Here is a 16,937-nt window from a genome sequence, read left to right as displayed (position 1 = left end):
CGCTAGCGCGATCCACCCCAGCGGGACAGCAACGCCTCGGCGCCCGTGCACATCTCGTCGATGACGTCGGCCACCGATGCGTCGTTGTGGATCATCCCGACGCCCTGGCCGGCATCCACGGGCGCGATTCGGCAGTCCCCGGCGGCGATCGCGGCGGCCAGCTGGTCGCAGGCGCCCGCGTCGAGTGCCTCCTCGTGACCCGTCCAGTGCTCGACGAAGTCGTTGGCCAACACCCGCGACGGGAACCGCGCCGGCCAGGGCAGCCCCTTGGCGACGTCGAAGACCCGGGTGACGGCGGTGTCGGTTTCGGTGGCGGTGACCAGGGCCCGACGGCCGGTGTCGCCGGTCAGCGCTTCCGGACACGCCGACAAGCGGGTGCCCACCCACGCCCCGCTGGCCCCTGCGGCCAGCACCGCGGCCAGGCTGCGCGCCGAGGCGACCCCGCCGCCGGCCAGCACCGGCACCGAGACGGCGTCCAAAACGGCGTCCAGCAGCGGCAGCAGCCCGAGCTTGTCCTCGCCGTGGCCGCCGCCCTCGGACCCGCGCGCGACCAGGATGTCGACGCCGGCGTCGACGGCCCGCCGGGCCCCGGCGCTGTCGTAAACCTGTGTGACCGTGGGGATTCCGGCGTCATGCGCCTTGGCGACCCACGAAAACTCGGTGCCGAAACTGACCGACAACAGGGCGGGCCTCGCGGCCAGCGCATCCTCGAGCAGTCCGGACTCGTTGCGCATCACCCAGTCGACCATGCCGATGCCGAACCGCCCGTCGACGTGCTGCAGCTGCTCGGCGAGCAGCTGCCTGGTCGCGACGCTGCCCATGCCGACCATGCCGAGCCCGCCGGCCGCCGTCACGGCCGCGGCCAGCCGGCCGCCGGCGACCCCGCCCATCGGCGCGTTGACGACGGGGACCCGCAGACCGAAACTCTTGGACCAGGGCGTCGACAACATCGGCGGCTAGTGCGCCGAGGGGATGGTCTTCAGCACGGTCAGCAAAACCACGGAATCCTCGACCGCGTGCAGGGCGTGCCGTTCGGCGGGGATCGCGACGTACTCCCCGGCCTTGCCGTCCCAGGCGTCGCCGCTGGTGGTCAGGCGGACGCGACCCTGCAGCACCTGCAGCGTCGCCTCACCGGGGCTGTCGTGTTCGGACAGGTCGTGACCGGCCAGCAGGGCCAGCACGGTCTGGCGAAGCTCGTGGGTGTGGCCGCCGTGGATGGTGTGGGCGGCACGTCCGCTGTGCGATTGCTTGGCCTCGGCGATCTTTTCGGACGAGAGGTCGGTCAGCGAGATGGAATCCATAGTGGTCCTTCGAAGTTGCAAGGCCGCACGGCCTTGAGGATTTAACCGCTCAGTAGCAGTATCCCCGCCGCGATGAGTGCGATGACCTTGACCGCCTCCAGCGCGACGTAGGCGTAGTGGGCGCGGGAGCGCGGGCCCTCCGACCCCGCGAGCACCCGGTCGGCGCGACGGGTCAGCGCCGGGCGCACCGCGACCAGCTGGATCGCCAGTGCGGCCACGGCGACGGCGATCGCCACCGCGATGCCGGCCCGGGTCGGACCGGCGACCACGATAGCGCCGATGACGAGGGCGAACGCCACTTCGACGGTGTTGAGCGCGCGAAAGACCAGCCGGCCGATGCCGAGCCCGATCTGCAACGTCACGTCGGGAGCCCGGAATTTCAGTGGGGTTTCCAGGAAGGAGATGGCCAGCACCATGCCGAGCCAGACGAAGGTCAGCGCAATGGCAATAGCTGTGCCGGTGCTCATTTGACCGCCAGCGTCAGGTGAGCCAGGCATAGGTCCGGCTCGACGAACGGGTCCAGCCGGTCCACCGAGACCGGCGCACCCCAGGTTTCCATCGCTCCCTGCATGAGGCCCAGATGCACCGGACAGACGACACTCGAGGAGTTTTCGGCCAACTCCAGGAAGGGGCAGTGCCGCAAGCCGACCTGGTGCTCTCCGTTGCTGATCCGACGCTCGGGGGCGAAGCCGAGCTCGTCGAGCACATCGAGCAGGCGGGCGATCGCCTCTTCGGCGCCGTCGGGGTCCTCAGACACCGGGTGCAAGTCGGCATCCATCTTCTGCCCCCAGGCGCGGCCCGCGGCCAGGGCTTTGGGGCCGGGATCGCGCTCCGCGGCGAAACCCATGGCCAGGATCTCGGCCAGCAGCCGATAGTGCCGCGTTCCGCCGCGGTCCATCTGCCGGACCGCGCGGAACATCAGCGGTGGACGCCCCGGGCCCTTCCTATCCAGCTCGACATGCTCCACCTGGCCGCCGGCGACCAGGCTGTCGAGGTGGAAGCGGACGGTGTTGGGGTGCACACCCAGTGCGTCGGCGATCCCGGCGATGCTCATCGGATCCGGCGCGGCCCGCAGCAGCCGCATCACAGCGCGCCGCCGGCCGGCAGATTCCCCGGTCGACGAGTCGCGAGACTTCTGCGAATTCTCGGATTTCACAGGGGCCCTCCCGCTCCTTGTCTTTCACGCCCCGTCTGCATTGGCGGCACTGGGCTGGCCCGCCACCAAAGGTGTGTCGACACCGAGCGGACCGACCTTTCCCGCGCCACCAGGGGAACCCAGCGGGGCATCGCGACCCGGGAGCGTTTCAGCGAAGAATGCCTCATTGTCGGCCAGGTGGGGTTTGAACTCCTCGGGCAGGTCATCTTCGTAGTAAATCGCTTCCACCGGACAAACCGGTTCACACGCGCCGCAATCGACGCATTCGTCGGGATGAATGTAGAGCGCCCGGCCGCCTTCGTAGATGCAATCCACCGGGCATTCATCGACACAAGCGCGGTCCATCACATCGACGCACGGCTTCCCGATCACATAGGTCATGCGCTAGAGTTTACACAACACCACTTGTGAAAACTAGAGCGGAGGCCGGAGAACCCATGCCCGCCAACGGACTTGACGTCAGCCAACGGCGCAAGCCGGACAAACACCCGAAAACCCCTGTGCAGCAGGGGATCTGATGCAGGGACATCGAGCGGGATCCGAACTTCCGCTACCGTCCTCCAGCCGCGCCGACGACGCGGTCGCCGGCCATTGGCTGCTGGCCCGGCTGGGCAAGCGCGTGCTGCGCCCCGGCGGTGTCGAGATGACCCGCACCCTGCTGTCCCACGCGAAGCTGAGCGGAGCCGACGTCGTCGAGCTGGCCCCGGGCCTGGGCCGCACCGCCGCCGAGATCGTGGCCCAGGGGCCGCGGTCGTACGTCGGCGCCGAGGGCGACCCCGACGCGGCCAACGTGGTGCGCGGCGTGCTCACCGATCTCGGTGCGCAAAACGCGGCCGTCCGGGTCGCCGACGCGGCCGCCACCGGATTGCCCGACGCCAGCAGCGACGTCGTCATCGGAGAGGCGATGCTGAGCATGCAGGGCGACGCGGCCAAGGGGGCCATCGTCGCCGAGGCGGCGCGGGTGCTGCGGCCGGGCGGACGCTACGCGATCCACGAACTGGCCCTCACGCCGGACGACGTGCCGGAAGAGATCAGCACCGACATCCGGCAGGCGCTCGCCCGGGCGATCAAGGTGAACGCGCGTCCATTAACGGTTGCGGAGTGGTCGAAACTGCTCGCCGAGCACGGACTGCTGGTCGATCACGTGGCGACAGCGCCCATGGCCCTGTTGCAGCCGCGCCGGCTCGTGTCCGACGAAGGGTTCGCCGGTGCGCTGCGCTTCGCCGGCAACGTGCTCGTGCACCGCGACGCCCGCAAGCGGGTGCTGACCATGCGCCGCACGTTCCGCAGGCATCGCAAGCGGCTGGCCGCCGTCGCCATCGTCGCCCACAAACCGGCGGCATCCGGCACCGCCTGACAGCGCTTTGACCTTCGCCTTCGCCCCGTCGCCGACTTTGGGCCCGTTCCGCAATCTGGGTGTGACGGTTTAGTGATGCCCCCTGGCAAAACTTGGCTGCGGCAGTCGCGGGAGAACAAAGGAGCTTGCCGGTTATGGGTGCAATGCCACCGTCGTTGACGGAGTCCGACCTCGATGCGTTGGCGTCGGATTTCCTGCAGTCGCACTACCTCGGTTCCCGCTACGCCGACTGGTCACCGGATCGACGGCTCGACACGTTCCTGCGGCGGCGCGGTCTCGTCCGGGTGGCCAACGACGGCGACCTGTCCCACAACGTCCTGGAACGCATCATGTCCCGCGGCCGCGCCGGCGCGGCGCTGATCGGGCCGTTTGTTCCATAGCACCAGGTGAGCGATCGGATGACCAAAGATCTCGAAAAACCGGCATTTCGCACAGCGGAAATACCGGCCATGGCATTGGTACGGACGTACGATTGTGCCTTGAAGTTGTACGCGCCGCCGGGGCCGGATGAGTCGTTGAGGCTAGCGGGGAGGGGACGATGAATTCACCGAAATGGACGGTTCATTGGCCGCAGCGCAGACCGACGGCCACGATCTATCAGTTGACCGACCGGCTTCACAAAGGGCACATGGCCCGCGTTCCCGCGCACCAGATCACGGCGACGGTAGCGTCCTGGCTGGCCGACCTGGGCGCCGCCGACAGCCCGCTGGTCGACGAACTCGAGCGCGCCGTTTGTGGCGGCGACTGGGCCGCCGCGCACGCGCTGGGCGAGTGCTTGTCCATCGAGATCGCGGTGGCCGACTGACGAAGTCGCCGTCCAGCAAAGCGTCGTTCTTCATCGGCATTCTTGCTGGTTTTCATCAACAGTTTTGTTGACGTATATCGACGTGCCCAACAGTAACGGGCGTGTCCGACCTTCCGACACAAACCAAATACCTGCAGGCCTCGCGCGGCCGGCGCGCGTCGCACTACTCCGGTGACGACCGGGAGAAGGCCATCCTCGCCACGGCCGAGCGGCTGTTGCAGGAAAGGCCGCTGGGCGACTTTTCGGTCGACGACCTAGCAAAAGGCGCCGGGATCTCGCGGCCCACCTTCTACTTCTATTTCCGGTCGAAGAACGCGGTCGTGCTGTCGCTGCTCGACCAGATGAACAGCACGGCGCAGGCGGCGCTGGGGGCGCTCGACGTCCTGTCCGCCGGTGACCCCGAGGCGATCTGGCGGGCGCGCATCGAGTCGTTCTTCGCGGTGTCCGGGTCGCACCCGGCGGTCGCCGTCGCGGGTGCGGCGGCGAAAGCGACCAACCCGGAGGTGCGGCAGCTGTGGTCCGCGCTGATGAGCAACTGGATCTCCTACACCACCATCGCGATCAAGGCCGAGCGCGGTCGTGGCGCCGCCCCCGACACGATCCCGGCCGCGGAGTTATCGGTGGCGCTGAACATGCTGAGCGAGCGGATGATGACCGCGACGTTCACCGCCGACGATCACGCGATGCCGGAAGACCGGGCGATCGATACGCTGCTGCACATCTGGCTGGCGAGCATCTATCAGCGCTGAGCGAGCGCCCGCGCCCCGCGGCTCAGGCTCGCGTCGATCAGCTTGTCGGCGGCACCGAGGTAGGCGGACGACGGCTGTTTGCCGACCAGCTCGGCGATCGCGCGCTGCTCTCCGGAAACCTCTGCGGCGGCCAGGTTTTCGGCCATCCGCTGCCCGTGCACTCTCAACCCGGCCAGCAGCTCGCCACTTTCCGATCCCGCGACGACGGTGCGGCGGGCCAGCGTGCGCAGCGTGTCCCATTCGGCGTGCCAGGCCCCGTCGGGCCGCTCGTCGTTGGCCAGCGCCGCCGCCGTGTGCAGCGTCGCGGCCAATGGCGGCGCCGCGATGGCGGCCCGGCGGATCAAGATGGACAACACCGGGTTTCGCTTGTGCGGCATCGACGACGAGCCGCCGCGGTCGGCGGTTACCGGCTCGCCGAGCTCGGCGATCTCCGGGCGCGCCAGGGTGACGACGTCGGAGGCGATGCGGCCCCATGCGTCGGTGCAGCCGACGAAGGCGTCGGCGGCCGCGGTGGTGGGCGCGCGGGCGGTATGCCACGCGGGCCGGTCATGCAGGCCCAATGCGGTTGCGGCGTTGTGCACGAGCCGCAGCGCGACGCCGGCCGCGTCGGTCGTGTCGGTGAGCAACGTCGCCAGCTCCGCGGTAGCGGCCAATGTGCCGGCGGCGCCGCCGATTTGGACCGGTATGCTCAGCGCCGCCACCCGCTCGAACGCGTCGACGACGCCGTTGAGCCAGCCGGCGGCCTTGACGCCGAAGGTGCTGGGCGCGGCGTGCTGGGTGAGGGTGCGGGCCACCATCGGCGTGGCCCGGTGTTCGGTCGCGAGTGCGGACAGGATGGAGATCTGTTGCCTCAGCTCGGTTGTCAGGTCGTCGGCGACCGCGCGCACCGCCAGCATCAGGCTCGTGTCCAGGACGTCCTGGCTGGTGAGCCCCCGGTGGATCCAGGGCGCGACGCGCGACTCGGCCCGCTGCCGCAGCAGCTGCACCAGGGGAATCACCGGGTTACCGCCGCCCTCGGCGGCGACCGCGATCAACTCGCAGTCGTTGTGCGTGACCAGATTCCACAGCCCCGTTTCGGCGCAGTCGGCGGGCGCCAGACCGGCGGCCGCCAGCGCGTCCAGCCACGCGCACTCCACCGCGATCATCGATCCCAGCAGCGCCTCGTCGGTCATGTGCTCGCCGGCCCGATGATCTCCGGGCCACAACATGTTGCTCATCGCGGGCCTTCTGAGTACGCCAGGAACACGGTTTCGGCCGGGCCCTGCAGGCGGATGTCGAAACGGTAAGCGGCGCCGGCATTTTCGGCGGAGCACAGCAAGGCGGCCCGGCGCTCGTGGACGACCGCCGCCAGCAGCGGATCGGAGTGCGGCTCGGCGCCGGGCAGGTACGCCCGGGTGAACAGCCGGTCCAGCAGTCCCCGGGCGAACACCGTCAACGCGAAGAACGGTGGCCGCCCCGCGGCCGCCGATCCGGGCGCCAGGGTGGTGAACGAGTAGCGTCCGGCGGCGTCGGTCGCGCAGCGCCCCCAACCGGTGAACACCGTGGGGTCGCGGCGCAGCGAACCGGCTTGGCGCACAACGTCACCCGCGCTGTCGGGTTGCCAGAGTTCCACCAGCGCGTCCTCGACCCCGACCCCGGCGCCGTCGAACACCGTGCCGTGCAGCCGGATCGCCTGCGGATGCCGCGGGTCGACAATCACGCTGTCACCGGCAAACGGCAGCCCCAGGTCGAGGAAAGGCCCGACGGTTTGCCCTGGCGTGCAAGCCGATTCAGTCATGTTCACACTCGGTCGGAGTTCGCGCGCCGCCGGCCAGCACGATGTCCCACCGGTAGCCGGTCGCGTAGTCCGGCTCGGTCAGGTCGTGGTCGTAGCGAGCGATCAGCCGGCTGCGCGCGGCGGGATCGAGGATCGACTGAACGATCGGGTCCAGCTCGAACATCGGATCACCCGGAAAGTACATCTGGGTGACCAGTCGCTGCGGGAAAGCGGTTCCGAAGACGGAGAAGTGGATGTGCGCCGGCCGCCACGCGTTGTGGTGGTTGCGCCACGGGTAGGGGCCGGGCTTGATGGTCAGGAAGCGGTAGCCGCCGTCCGGCCCGGTCAGGCAGCGGCCCGCGCCGGTGAAGTTCGGGTCGAGCGGCGCGCGATGCTGGTCGCGCTGGTGACGGTAGCGCCCGGCGGCGTTGGCTTGCCAGATCTCCACCAGCTGGCCCGCGACCGGGCGGCCGTATTCGTCGACCACCCGCCCTGCCACGACGACGCGCTCTCCGATCGGCTCGCCCGGATGACCGGCCGTCAGGTCGGCATCGAGTGGGTCGACGTCCCGGTGGCCGAAGCACGGCGCCCAGCGTTCGACGCCCTCGGGGTCGACGACGACCAGCGGCCGCTGTGGATGGCGCAGGATCGAGCTGCGGTACGGCGGATAGTCGAGCCGCGGCCGCTCGCGTTGCGCGACTCCCCCAGCCTGGTATTGCGCTGCGATGCGGGCGATCTCCGCCGTGATGTCACCCTGAGTGGCGACACGCTCGGGGTTCATGTGCCGTGAGGCTACTCCCGGTGGCCCACCGCATCCCGTAAGCGGACCATGTTTTCGGGCTAGAGGGAGCGCACCAGCGCCGCGCGCCCCTTGGTGCGCATCTTATAGGTTGCCGAGCCGCGGTATTGCTCCATCCTCGCGGCCATCTTGTTGCCCAGCGCTTCGAGCTCCTCGTCGGTGATCTTCACCTCCGGCGGTGCCGGAATCATGTCGCGTTCCTCTTCATCGGCGTGGGCTTCCAGCACCGTCTTGAAGGAGTTCCACTCGTCCTCATAGCCGGGCGAGCTCTGCGGGGTCCGCAACAGCACCGAAAGCTGGTCGACCACCTGGCGATGCTCGGCATGGGCGATCGCGATCAGCTTGCTGGCATCTTTGAGCGCCGGGTAGTACAGGTCGTCCTCGATGCGGAAGTGGATGTCGAGCTCGATCAGCAGCTCGTCGAAAAGCTCGTGCCGCTCTTCGGAATTCACCGGTGCATCACTGATCTTGCGGCCCAGGCCCTTGATCACGATGTGGTGTTCCTTGAGCACGTCGTAGGCGTTCACTTGGCTCCTCCTTTTGCGATTCCTGCCGCGCCGCCGGGGGCGTGCTGCCGCTCGCCACGGACTTCGACCACTCCGTCGACCAACCGGGCCTCGTAGCACGGCAGCGGCGCTGCTGCCGGGCCGCGCACGACTTCGCCGGAGTCGGCGGCGAACCAGGAACCGTGCCATGGGCACACCAGCCGGCCCCGGTCCAGCCAGCCGTCGGCCATCGGCGCGGCCAGGTGCGGGCAGAATTCCCCGTACGCCGCGACCTCACCGGGCTTGGTCTGGCAGACCACCAGGCCCACTCCGTCGACCTCGACGCGTACCGGCTTGCCGTTCAACGAACTCGCGGGCAGCACCGGCGTCCAGCTGGAGGTGCGCAGGCGCGGGCCCGATTGGTCGATGCCGATGCCCGACTCGAAGACGAGCGCACCACCGAGGTAGCTGCCGGCGACCGTGATCCCGTAGCCGAGAGCGGTCAGCAGGATGCCCCGCCCGTGGCGCCCCTTGCGCCGGTCCCACCAGGACTGCAGGTACAGCCCGGTGGCGGCCACGTTCACCAGGCCGTGCACCGCGCCGATCCGGCGGTCCTCCTCGTGGGTGTGCTGCCAGTCGGTGACACCGGTGACCGCCGAGCCGAGGCTCGCCAGGATGCCCACCCCGAGGGAGCGGGAAGCGAATCGTGAGGCGTCGACGACCTCGGATGCGGGCTGACCGGGCAGCAGGCTGAGCGCGTCGAGCGCCACCGTCGTCCCCAGCGCGCCACTGGTCAGGGACGCCAGGGGCGGGTGCACCGGGTGACCCAGCCAGACACCGTTGAGCGCGTTCGCGACGGTGTTCCGCGCGCCGCCGAGCCCGTTGTAGGCGAAGCTGAGCAGGTGTTCGAACCGATAGCTCGGCCGATCAAGCCATTCCTGGCGCCCGATGACGGCCAGAACCTTCGATCCGACCTGCTGCAATCGACCCCCTCGTGGCCGACCCACCATGGCACCAGTTCCTTCCTCAGATCAGTGGAAAACCACGATTAATTACCGTAAAACCGGATGTTTACCCCTTGTTTACTCCGCTCTCACGGTACCAGGGCGGCCGCCCCGACCCACCGTAACCGCGGGCCTGCGCCATTCGATCGCGTGGAACCTGTGAATCAGCACCAAGCATCCTTTGAGGCACCTGCGGACGCGCCTGCCAGGTGATTGACCGGCGCCCCAGAGTGCGAGATTCTACTGAGCGGAGAGTTTTTCTGTAGAACAGAGAGATCGCATAGGCCATGGCAGACCATCGCGGCGAATTGGTCGAGGTCTTCGAGAATGTGCGCCGGGGGATGATCCCCGCGCACATCTACAACGACCGAGAGCTGTTCGCATTGGAGAAGCAGCGCCTGTTCAGCCGGGCCTGGACCTTCGTGGGGCACGAGTCCGAGATTCCGCAGGACGGCGACTATGTGGTGCGTCGCGTGCTCGACGACTCGTTCATCATCACCCGCGACTCGCAGGGCGCCGTGCGGGCCCTGTTCAATATGTGCCTGCATCGCGGCATGCAGGTGTGTCGCGCGGAGATGGGAAACGCCTCGAATTTCCGCTGCCCCTACCACGGCTGGACCTACCGCAACGACGGCCGGCTCACCGGGTTGCCCTTTCACCGCGAGGCCTACGGCGGCGACGAGGGGTTCGCGAAGGACCAAACCCTTTTGCCGGCACCGAATTTCGCGAGCTACAACGGCCTGCTGTTCATCAGTTTGGATCGAGATGCCGAACCGCTGGAAGACTTCCTCGGTGACTTCACGTTCTACCTGGACTACTACACCAAGCAGAGCGCCGGCGGTGTCGAGGTGCGGGGGCCGCAGCGCTGGCGGATCAAGGCGAACTGGAAGATCGGCGCGGAGAATTTCGCCGGGGACATGTATCACACGCCGCACACCCATGCGTCGATCGTCGACATCGGGCTGTTCCGCGAGCCGAAGGCCCAGAAGCGCAAGGATGGCGCCACCTATTGGGCGCACCGCGGCGGTGGAACGACCTACAAACTTCCGCCGGGCGATTTCGAGGAGCGGATGCGCTACGTCGGCTACCCCGACGAGATGATCGGCCGGATCAAAGACTCCTGGACGCCGCAACAGCAGCGGGTGGTCGGCGAGGACGGATTCATGATCTCGGCCGCGACGTGTTTTCCGAACCTGAGTTTCGTGCACAACTGGCCCAAGGTGCGCGACGGTCGCGACGACGAAGTGCTGCCGTTCATCTCCATTCGGCTGTGGCAGCCGATCAGCGAGAACGAAACCGAGGTGTGCTCGTGGTTCGCGGTGGACTCCGCCGCTCCCGCGCAGTACAAACAAGATTCGTACAAGGCGTATCTGATGTGCTTTGGTTCGACCGGCATGTTCGAACAAGACGACGTGGAGAATTGGGTGTCGCTGACCACCACCGCGGGCGGTTCGATGGCGCGAAGGCTGCTGCTGAACAGCCGGATGGGCCTGCTTTCCGACGACCGTCCCGTCATCGATGCGTTGCCGCCCAGCGCTTTCCACGGGCCGGGGCGCGCCCAGGTCGGCTACAACGAGCACAACCAGCGCGCGCTGCTGACCATGTGGGCCGACTACCTGCAGCGGGTGCCCGCATGAGAAAGCCTTTGCCGTTCAGCGACACCCGACACCTCGAGGCACATCAGTTCCTGGTGGACGAGGCGTACCTGCTGGACGCCCAGCAGTACGAGGCGTGGCTGGACACGCTGACCGACGACGTCCGCTACGCCATGCCGGTGCGCGTCACGACCGCGCGCGGCGCCGGATTCGACACCTCGCCGGGCATGGACCATTTCGACGAGGACAAATACTCGCTGTCCCAGCGGGTCGCGCGAATGGGCACCGAGCACGCGTGGGCCGAAGACCCGCCGTCGCGGCTGCGCCATTTCATCACCAATGTGCGCACGTTTCCCGGCGACGACCCCGAGGACCCGGCCCACCTGCGGGTCGAATCGGCCGAGCTGCTGTTCCGCAGCCGCGGCGACGTCAACGACAGCGCCCTGATGTCGTGCGGACGCGAGGACGTGTTGCGCTGGTGCGACGATCGCTGGAAGCTGGCCCGCCGCACCATCATTGCCGACGAATCGGTGCTACGGATGCAGAACCTGGCGGTGTTCCTGTGAACGACGAACTGCGGCTGCTGCTCGACGGTGCGGTCGGCGAACCGATCAGCGTCGCAAACGAATTCACCGAGGTCGTGGTGCGCCGGGTCGACACACGCAACGGATCGCGCCTGCTGATCAGCGCGCCCAGATCCGGGCAGTGGATCACCCTGGACGCGCTCGAGGTCGAGGCGTTGACCTGGCAGAACCCCCGTACGCTGGCCGCCATGGTCGGCAACTCCCACGCGCCTCTGCTGCCCGACGAGAACGACCCTCAACCATGACCGGCTGGCTGGAGGGTAAGCGCGCGCTGGTGCTCGGCGCCGGTTCCGGGATCGGCCGGGCCGTGGTGGCGGCCTTCGGCGCAGAGGGTGCGAATGTTGCTGTGCTGGAACGTGTTCCATCCAAATGCGCTGCGCTGCGACAACAGCTTCCTGACGTGCCGGTGGTCGAGGGCGACGCCACCACCCGCGAGGCCAACGACCGCGCCGTCGCCGCGGCGGTGGATGCCTTCGGCGGATTGGACACCCTGGTCAACTGCGTCGGGGTCTTCGACTTCTACCGGGGTGTCGGCGACATCGACGCCGACGCGCTGCCGCGCGCGTTCGACGAGATGTTTCGCACCAACGTGCTCAGCCACCTGCAGTCGGTGAAGGCCGCGCTGCCGGCGTTGCGAAGCGCGAACGGTTCCTCGATCGTGCTGACCGGGTCCGCGTCGTCGTTCTATCCCGGACGCGGTGGCGTGCTCTACGTGTCGTCGAAATTCGCGGTGCGCGGGCTGGTGTCGGCGCTGGCGCACGAACTGGCGCCGGACATCCGGGTCAACGCCGTGGCGCCCGGCGGCACGCTCAACACCGACCTGCGCGGCCTGTCCAGCCTGGGGCTCGACGGGACCCGCCTGGACGACAGCCCCGACCGGGCGCGCGACGTTGCCGCGCGCACTCCCCTGCACGTCGCGCTCACGGGTGCGGACCACGCCTGGAGTTATGTGTTCCTGGCCTCCCAGCGGTCGCACGGGATCACCGGCGAAACCGTCCGGCCCGACGGCGGATTCGGGTTGGGCGCACCGCGATGACGAACCTGGATCAGCAGCGCGCTCTGGTGGCGCAGGGATGCCGCGTCGCGGCGGCCCGCGGCCTGGTCGACGGCATCCTCGGCCACCTGAGCCTGCGCGTCGACGACGAGCGCCTGCTGGTCCGCTGCCGAAGCGACGACGACACCGGGGTGGCGTTCACCCGGCCCAGCGACATCCGGCTGATCGCCTTCGACGGATCCGCCGGTGCCCCAGGGGAACTCGACGGGTATCGGGTGCCCAACGAGCTGCCGATCCATGTCGAGACGATGCGGGCCGATCCCGGCCATGTCGCCGTCGCGCACCTGCATCCCCCGGACGTGGTCGCCGCCGACCTGGCCGGCATCACGATCCGGCCGATCTACGGCGCCCACGACATTCCCGGCGCCTGGCTGGCGCGCGGCGGTGTGCCCGTCTACGAACGTGCTGTGCTGATCCGGAATTCGCGCCTGGGCAAGGAAATGGTGGCGGCGATGCGCGGGCGGCCGGTGGTGATCTGCCGCGGCCACGGCATCACCAGCGCCGCCACCACCGTGCCGCAGGCGGTGCTGCAGGTGATCAGCCTCGACGCGCTGGCGCGAATGTCGTTGCGGGTGGCCGCGGCCGGTGGCACGCCGCGTGACATCGACGACGCCGACTGGGATGACCTGCCGGACTTGGGATCTGCGTTCACCGCCGAGGCGGCCTGGCGCCACGAGGTGGCACGGCTTGGCGGTGGCTAGCCGAGCTGATCGCCAATCTCCTTGGCGGCCGCCACAAGTGCGGCGGCCACCGCGGGATACCGGGATGGTTCCAGCCGGCTTTGCGGCGCGGCGGCGTTGAGCGCGAGCCGCAGCCCGGGCGCGCGCGTCGGGATCGGCACGGCGACCGAGGCGACGCCTTCCTCACTCTCTTCAGCGTTGGTGGCGTAGCCGCGCTCGCGGATGCCGGCGAGCTCGGCTTCCAACTCGGTGCGAGTGCCGATCGACTGCGAGGTGATGCGCTTGAGCTGCTCGCGCGGCAGCAGCGCACGCAGTTCCAATTGCGGCAACTGGGCCAGCATGACCTTGCCCGTCGAGGTGCAATGGGCCGGCATGGCGCGGCCCAGCCGCGACGCCACCCGCACGGCCGCCGGCCCCTCGACGGCGGCGACGAAGCGGACGCTGGGCCCGTCCAGCATGCCGACGTGCACCGTTTCGCGCAGTTGCTCGCTGAGATCCCGCATGACGGGCGCGGCGACCCGTGCGATGTCGATGCGGCCGAAGATCGCGAACGCCACCCCGGTCAACGAGGGGCCGGGTAGGTACGCCTTGGACACCGGGTCCTGCCGGACGAACCCGCGATAGGCCAGCATCGCCAGCAACCGATGCGCGGTCGACGACGCCACACCCAGAAAGCGGGTCGCCTCGCTCAACCGGATCTGTGGCTGCTCACCCAGCAGCAGCAACAGCTTGAGCGCGTTGTCGACCGACTCGATCGGATACTGCGGCGCAAGCGAATCGGCGCCGGGCACCGCGGCGGCGCCCTCGTCGTCCGGCTCACGCTTGTGCGGCATGGGTCCACGGTAACCAGTTCTGGGTGCGGTTTCGGTTATTCTCGGCATCGTGAGCGGGGCTACTCACGATGGATACCACCGTTTCGTCGCCATCGGTGACAGCCAGACCGAAGGCCTGTGGGACGGCGACGACACCGTCGGCCTGCTGGGCTTCGCCGACCGGCTCGCGGTGATGATCGATTCGCTCTATCCCGGCCTGCAATACGCCAACCTCGCGATCCGCGGAAAGCGGATCAGCCACGTGCTCACCGAGCAGGTTCCGCAGGCTCTGGCGATGCAGCCCGATCTGATCACCGTCTGCGCAGGGATGAACGACGTCATCCAGCCCGGACGCTCCTTCGCTCCCGCGCTGGCCGACCTGGAGCACATCTACGCCGCACTGGCCGAATCGGGCGCGACGGTGGTGACGACGACCTTTCCGAACGTCGCCCAGTTCCTCCCGCTCGGACGGCTGGTGGCGGGGCGGCTGACCCGCATCAACGGGGCCATCACCGCCGCCGCCCAGCGCTACGGCTTCCGGCTCGTCGACCTGTACAACGCGCCCTCGATGCGCGAGCTGGACACCTGGGCCATCGACCGGGTGCACGCATCGACCAAGGGGCACATGCTTTTTGCCGCCGCGGCCGCCGAGGCGCTGAATTTGCCTGACACCAACCATGATTGGGCACTCGGCGGCCTCAATCCCACTCAGCGATCCTTCGCGGCCGGCACGTACGAGCAGTTGCGCTGGACGCGGGAAAGCTTCGTCCCGTGGATCTGGCGGCGCCTGCGCGGCATGTCGTCGTACGACGGGCTCGAACCCAAACGCCCGCGGCTGGAGGGGTTGCGCACCCCGAGCGAACTCAAGCGCACACCTTAAGCCACGGATCCGCGACCGGTCAGGCATCCTTGACGCATGAATCTGGAGCCCCTGCTGCACTCGATTCCGCCGATCACGGTCTACCTGGTGGTCGGCGGTGTGGTCGGGATCGAGAGCCTGGGCATCCCCCTGCCGGGCGAGATCGTGCTGGTCACCGCCGCGCTGATGTCGTCGCACCATGACCTGGCCGTCAACCCACTCGGGGTCGGCGTCGCCGCGGTGATCGGCGCGGTGATCGGCGATTCGATCGGCTACGCGATCGGACGCCGATTCGGCATGCCGCTTTTCGACCGGCTCGGCCGACGGTTTCCGAAACATTTCGGTCCCGGGCACGTCGCGCTTGCCGAAAAGCTGTTCAACCGCTGGGGTGTTCGCGCCGTCTTCCTCGGCCGGTTCATCGCGCTGCTACGGATTTTGGCCGGCCCGCTGGCGGGGGCGCTGAAGATGCACTATCCCCGGTTCCTGGCGGCCAACGTGTCGGGCGCGATCTGCTGGGCGGGTGGCACGACCGCGCTGGTGTACTACGCCGGAATCGCGGCCGAACGCTGGCTGGAACGATTCTCCTGGATCGGCCTGGTGATCGCCGTCGTGGCGGGGCTGACTGCCGCGATCCTGTTGCGGGAACGCACATCCCGGATGATCGCGGAATTGGAGGCCGAACATCACCGCAAGGCCGGCACAACCGCGTCCGACCCCGTCTGACTAGACGGCCGCCCCCGAGGGCGGCCGGTGTTCGTCGATCAAAGCGAGAGCCATCTTGCGGGCGCGCAGCGCGGCGTCCAAATCTCCGACGGCGGCCAGAATGATCGCGCCCTTCATCAGGATGTGCCAGGACGAGGCGAAGTCCTCGACGTGGGTCAAACCGGCCGCCACGGCGCGGCGCCGCACGATGTCGCGGACGTGGTCGATGTGGACGATGCAGGCCTGACCGGCCGGGTGATCGGGTCCGAGCTCGAGCAGCACGTTGATGAACGAGCAGCCCTCGTAGCCGTCGCGGAGCTGAAACCAGTCGTGCATGACGTCGAAGATCGCCAGCAACTGCTGCTCGGGGGTGTCGCCGCGCCGTCGCGACTGTTCCTCGATCAAACCGCGGGTCCAGACCTCCTCTCGGCGCTCCAGCACGGCCAGCACCAGGGCATTCTTGGTCGCGAAATGGCGATACAGCGTCGCCCTGGCGACACCGGCCCGTGCGATCACCTCATCGGTGCCCACCGCGCGGATGCCACGCCGGCTGAACAGCTCATATGCGGCAGTCAGAACGCGTTCGCGAGGCGACGCGGTGGGAGTTTCGACATCGGGTGTTGTCATACCGGACTTAACGTACTCTTAGGCCCCCGCCGGTAGACAGACCGTCCTGTCTCGTTATAGAAAAGAGATTCACGTAGGCAACAGTCTGTCTTCAGACATTAGGACGGGCATCCATCGAGGCGTCTCTGCGCCTGTCGATCAGGGGGTCCACCACCATGAATTCTGTCATTGAAGCGATGCCCACCAGTCATTTGACGCTGAGCACAAAACTCGTCTACGAGCTGGGCGACCCCAACTCCACGCTGCGGGCGACCGCGGATCGCAGGGGCCCGTCGGTCGTGATCTATGCCGGCGGCGAGATCGATGCCTGCAACGAGGAGACCTGGCGCCACCTGGTGTCCGAGGCGGCCAGCGGCGTCACCGCGCCCGGTCCCTTCGTCGTCGACGTCACCGGACTCGACTTCATGGGCTGCTGCGCGTTCGAGGTGCTGGCCGAAGCGGCGAAGAGCTGCCAGAAACGCGGCATCGACCTGCGCGTGGTGAGCTGCGCGCCGACCGTCGCGCGCATCGTCGACGCCTGCGGTCTCAGCGGCGTGCTGCCGATCTACCCGACCGTCGACTCCGCCCTGTCGGCGGCCGCCCGCTGGTAGCGCCCCGAGCCGTAATCGGCTC

General features: G+C 68.3%; 24 protein-coding genes. 12 read left to right on the top strand and 12 right to left on the bottom strand.

The window, feature by feature from the left end:
- Positions 1-2: 2 nt before the first annotated feature.
- From AC5Y4T_RS15150 to fdxA, 5 genes are all read right to left on the bottom strand, one after another.
- Positions 3-950 (bottom strand): NAD(P)H-dependent flavin oxidoreductase, encoded by a 948-nt coding sequence (locus AC5Y4T_RS15150; RefSeq protein ID WP_499954095.1) that lies wholly within the window; start codon positions 948-950, stop codon positions 3-5.
- A gap of 6 nt (positions 951-956) precedes the next feature.
- Positions 957-1,301: a cupin domain-containing protein gene (locus AC5Y4T_RS15145; RefSeq protein WP_499919556.1), complete on the bottom strand. Its 345-nt coding sequence runs from the start codon at positions 1,299-1,301 to the stop codon at positions 957-959.
- Between the two features lie 41 nt (positions 1,302-1,342).
- Entirely contained in the window at positions 1,343-1,768 is a 426-nt protein-coding gene (locus AC5Y4T_RS15140; protein ID WP_499954093.1) for a hypothetical protein, read from the bottom strand.
- Positions 1,765-2,385 carry a helix-turn-helix transcriptional regulator gene (locus AC5Y4T_RS15135; RefSeq protein WP_499954131.1) on the bottom strand — a complete coding sequence of 207 codons (621 nt, stop codon included), beginning with the start codon at positions 2,383-2,385 and terminating at the stop codon, positions 1,765-1,767. Before AC5Y4T_RS15135 ends, AC5Y4T_RS15140 begins: the two co-directional genes overlap by 4 nt.
- 96 nt (positions 2,386-2,481) lie before the next feature.
- On the bottom strand, positions 2,482-2,838 hold the full coding sequence (gene fdxA / locus AC5Y4T_RS15130; protein WP_499948996.1) for a ferredoxin: 357 nt from the start codon (positions 2,836-2,838) through the stop codon (positions 2,482-2,484).
- Between the two features lie 136 nt (positions 2,839-2,974).
- Here fdxA and AC5Y4T_RS15125 point away from each other — a divergent pair, with 136 nt between their 5' ends.
- From AC5Y4T_RS15125 to AC5Y4T_RS15110, 4 genes are all read left to right on the top strand, one after another.
- A complete protein-coding gene (locus AC5Y4T_RS15125) occupies positions 2,975-3,814 on the top strand; it encodes a class I SAM-dependent methyltransferase (RefSeq protein WP_499954091.1) in 840 nt (279 codons plus the stop codon).
- 155 nt (positions 3,815-3,969) lie between these two features.
- Positions 3,970-4,194 carry a hypothetical protein gene (locus tag AC5Y4T_RS15120; RefSeq protein WP_499919831.1) on the top strand — a complete coding sequence of 75 codons (225 nt, stop codon included), beginning with the start codon at positions 3,970-3,972 and terminating at the stop codon, positions 4,192-4,194.
- Between the two features lie 158 nt (positions 4,195-4,352).
- Complete coding sequence (locus AC5Y4T_RS15115) at positions 4,353-4,619, top strand: Rv2628 protein family (RefSeq protein ID WP_499919552.1); 267 nt, start codon at positions 4,353-4,355, stop codon at positions 4,617-4,619.
- Between the two features lie 101 nt (positions 4,620-4,720).
- The gene (locus AC5Y4T_RS15110) at positions 4,721-5,368 is read left to right on the top strand and encodes a TetR/AcrR family transcriptional regulator (protein ID WP_499954089.1); all 648 of its coding nucleotides are present in this window, start codon (positions 4,721-4,723) and stop codon (positions 5,366-5,368) included.
- Here the strand turns inward: AC5Y4T_RS15110 and AC5Y4T_RS15105 are convergent.
- From AC5Y4T_RS15105 to AC5Y4T_RS15085, 5 genes are read right to left on the bottom strand one after another with little or no spacing between them, the layout of a single operon-like run.
- Positions 5,359-6,585 carry a lyase family protein gene (locus tag AC5Y4T_RS15105; RefSeq protein ID WP_499954087.1) on the bottom strand — a complete coding sequence of 409 codons (1,227 nt, stop codon included), beginning with the start codon at positions 6,583-6,585 and terminating at the stop codon, positions 5,359-5,361. The two genes, AC5Y4T_RS15110 and AC5Y4T_RS15105, sit on opposite strands and share 10 nt — an antisense overlap.
- Positions 6,582-7,145 carry a protocatechuate 3,4-dioxygenase subunit alpha gene (pcaG, locus tag AC5Y4T_RS15100; protein ID WP_499954085.1) on the bottom strand — a complete coding sequence of 188 codons (564 nt, stop codon included), beginning with the start codon at positions 7,143-7,145 and terminating at the stop codon, positions 6,582-6,584. The genes AC5Y4T_RS15105 and pcaG overlap by 4 nt, the downstream gene beginning before the upstream one ends.
- Positions 7,138-7,905 (bottom strand): protocatechuate 3,4-dioxygenase subunit beta, encoded by a 768-nt coding sequence (gene pcaH / locus AC5Y4T_RS15095; protein WP_499954083.1) that lies wholly within the window; start codon positions 7,903-7,905, stop codon positions 7,138-7,140. Before pcaH ends, pcaG begins: the two co-directional genes overlap by 8 nt.
- A 59-nt stretch (positions 7,906-7,964) precedes the next feature.
- On the bottom strand, positions 7,965-8,450 hold the full coding sequence (locus AC5Y4T_RS15090; protein WP_499949006.1) for a hemerythrin domain-containing protein: 486 nt from the start codon (positions 8,448-8,450) through the stop codon (positions 7,965-7,967).
- Positions 8,447-9,418: a Rieske (2Fe-2S) protein gene (locus AC5Y4T_RS15085; RefSeq protein WP_499954081.1), complete on the bottom strand. Its 972-nt coding sequence runs from the start codon at positions 9,416-9,418 to the stop codon at positions 8,447-8,449. The genes AC5Y4T_RS15090 and AC5Y4T_RS15085 overlap by 4 nt, the downstream gene beginning before the upstream one ends.
- A gap of 281 nt (positions 9,419-9,699) precedes the next feature.
- On the opposite strand from AC5Y4T_RS15085, the gene AC5Y4T_RS15080 reads away from it, so the two are divergent.
- The 5 genes from AC5Y4T_RS15080 to phtC are packed head-to-tail and all read left to right on the top strand — an operon-like array spanning position 9,700 to position 13,346.
- Positions 9,700-11,049, top strand: coding sequence for an aromatic ring-hydroxylating dioxygenase subunit alpha (locus AC5Y4T_RS15080; protein ID WP_499954079.1), 1,350 nt, complete (start codon positions 9,700-9,702; stop codon positions 11,047-11,049).
- Positions 11,046-11,573: a 3-phenylpropionate/cinnamic acid dioxygenase subunit beta gene (locus AC5Y4T_RS15075; protein WP_499954077.1), complete on the top strand. Its 528-nt coding sequence runs from the start codon at positions 11,046-11,048 to the stop codon at positions 11,571-11,573. Before AC5Y4T_RS15080 ends, AC5Y4T_RS15075 begins: the two co-directional genes overlap by 4 nt.
- On the top strand, positions 11,570-11,836 hold the full coding sequence (locus tag AC5Y4T_RS15070) for a dihydrodiol dehydrogenase (RefSeq protein WP_499954075.1): 267 nt from the start codon (positions 11,570-11,572) through the stop codon (positions 11,834-11,836). Before AC5Y4T_RS15075 ends, AC5Y4T_RS15070 begins: the two co-directional genes overlap by 4 nt.
- Positions 11,833-12,627 carry a 3-(cis-5,6-dihydroxycyclohexa-1,3-dien-1-yl)propanoate dehydrogenase gene (gene hcaB / locus AC5Y4T_RS15065; RefSeq protein ID WP_499954073.1) on the top strand — a complete coding sequence of 265 codons (795 nt, stop codon included), beginning with the start codon at positions 11,833-11,835 and terminating at the stop codon, positions 12,625-12,627. The genes AC5Y4T_RS15070 and hcaB overlap by 4 nt, the downstream gene beginning before the upstream one ends.
- Entirely contained in the window at positions 12,624-13,346 is a 723-nt protein-coding gene (gene phtC, locus AC5Y4T_RS15060) for a 3,4-dihydroxyphthalate decarboxylase (protein WP_499954071.1), read from the top strand. Before hcaB ends, phtC begins: the two co-directional genes overlap by 4 nt.
- Here phtC and AC5Y4T_RS15055 read toward each other — a convergent pair.
- Positions 13,343-14,158, bottom strand: coding sequence for an IclR family transcriptional regulator (locus tag AC5Y4T_RS15055; RefSeq protein ID WP_499954069.1), 816 nt, complete (start codon positions 14,156-14,158; stop codon positions 13,343-13,345). The two genes, phtC and AC5Y4T_RS15055, sit on opposite strands and share 4 nt — an antisense overlap.
- Before the next feature lie 49 nt (positions 14,159-14,207).
- On the opposite strand from AC5Y4T_RS15055, the gene AC5Y4T_RS15050 reads away from it, so the two are divergent.
- Positions 14,208-15,017 carry an SGNH/GDSL hydrolase family protein gene (locus AC5Y4T_RS15050; protein WP_499954067.1) on the top strand — a complete coding sequence of 270 codons (810 nt, stop codon included), beginning with the start codon at positions 14,208-14,210 and terminating at the stop codon, positions 15,015-15,017.
- Between the two features lie 36 nt (positions 15,018-15,053).
- Positions 15,054-15,719, top strand: a complete 666-nt coding sequence (locus tag AC5Y4T_RS15045) for a DedA family protein (protein ID WP_499919539.1) — start codon at positions 15,054-15,056, stop codon at positions 15,717-15,719.
- Here the strand turns inward: AC5Y4T_RS15045 and AC5Y4T_RS15040 are convergent, their stop codons facing one another.
- The gene (locus AC5Y4T_RS15040) at positions 15,720-16,325 is read right to left on the bottom strand and encodes a TetR/AcrR family transcriptional regulator (protein WP_499919538.1); all 606 of its coding nucleotides are present in this window, start codon (positions 16,323-16,325) and stop codon (positions 15,720-15,722) included.
- 155 nt (positions 16,326-16,480) lie between these two features.
- On the opposite strand from AC5Y4T_RS15040, the gene AC5Y4T_RS15035 reads away from it, so the two are divergent.
- Positions 16,481-16,915 (top strand): anti-sigma factor antagonist, encoded by a 435-nt coding sequence (locus tag AC5Y4T_RS15035; RefSeq protein ID WP_499954065.1) that lies wholly within the window; start codon positions 16,481-16,483, stop codon positions 16,913-16,915.
- Positions 16,916-16,937 lie beyond the last annotated feature (22 nt).

The organism is Mycobacterium sp. NGS11, assembly GCF_059813315.1.
The sequence above is the reverse complement of the archived record's forward strand: the minus strand, read 5'-3'. Positions and strand labels throughout refer to the sequence as shown.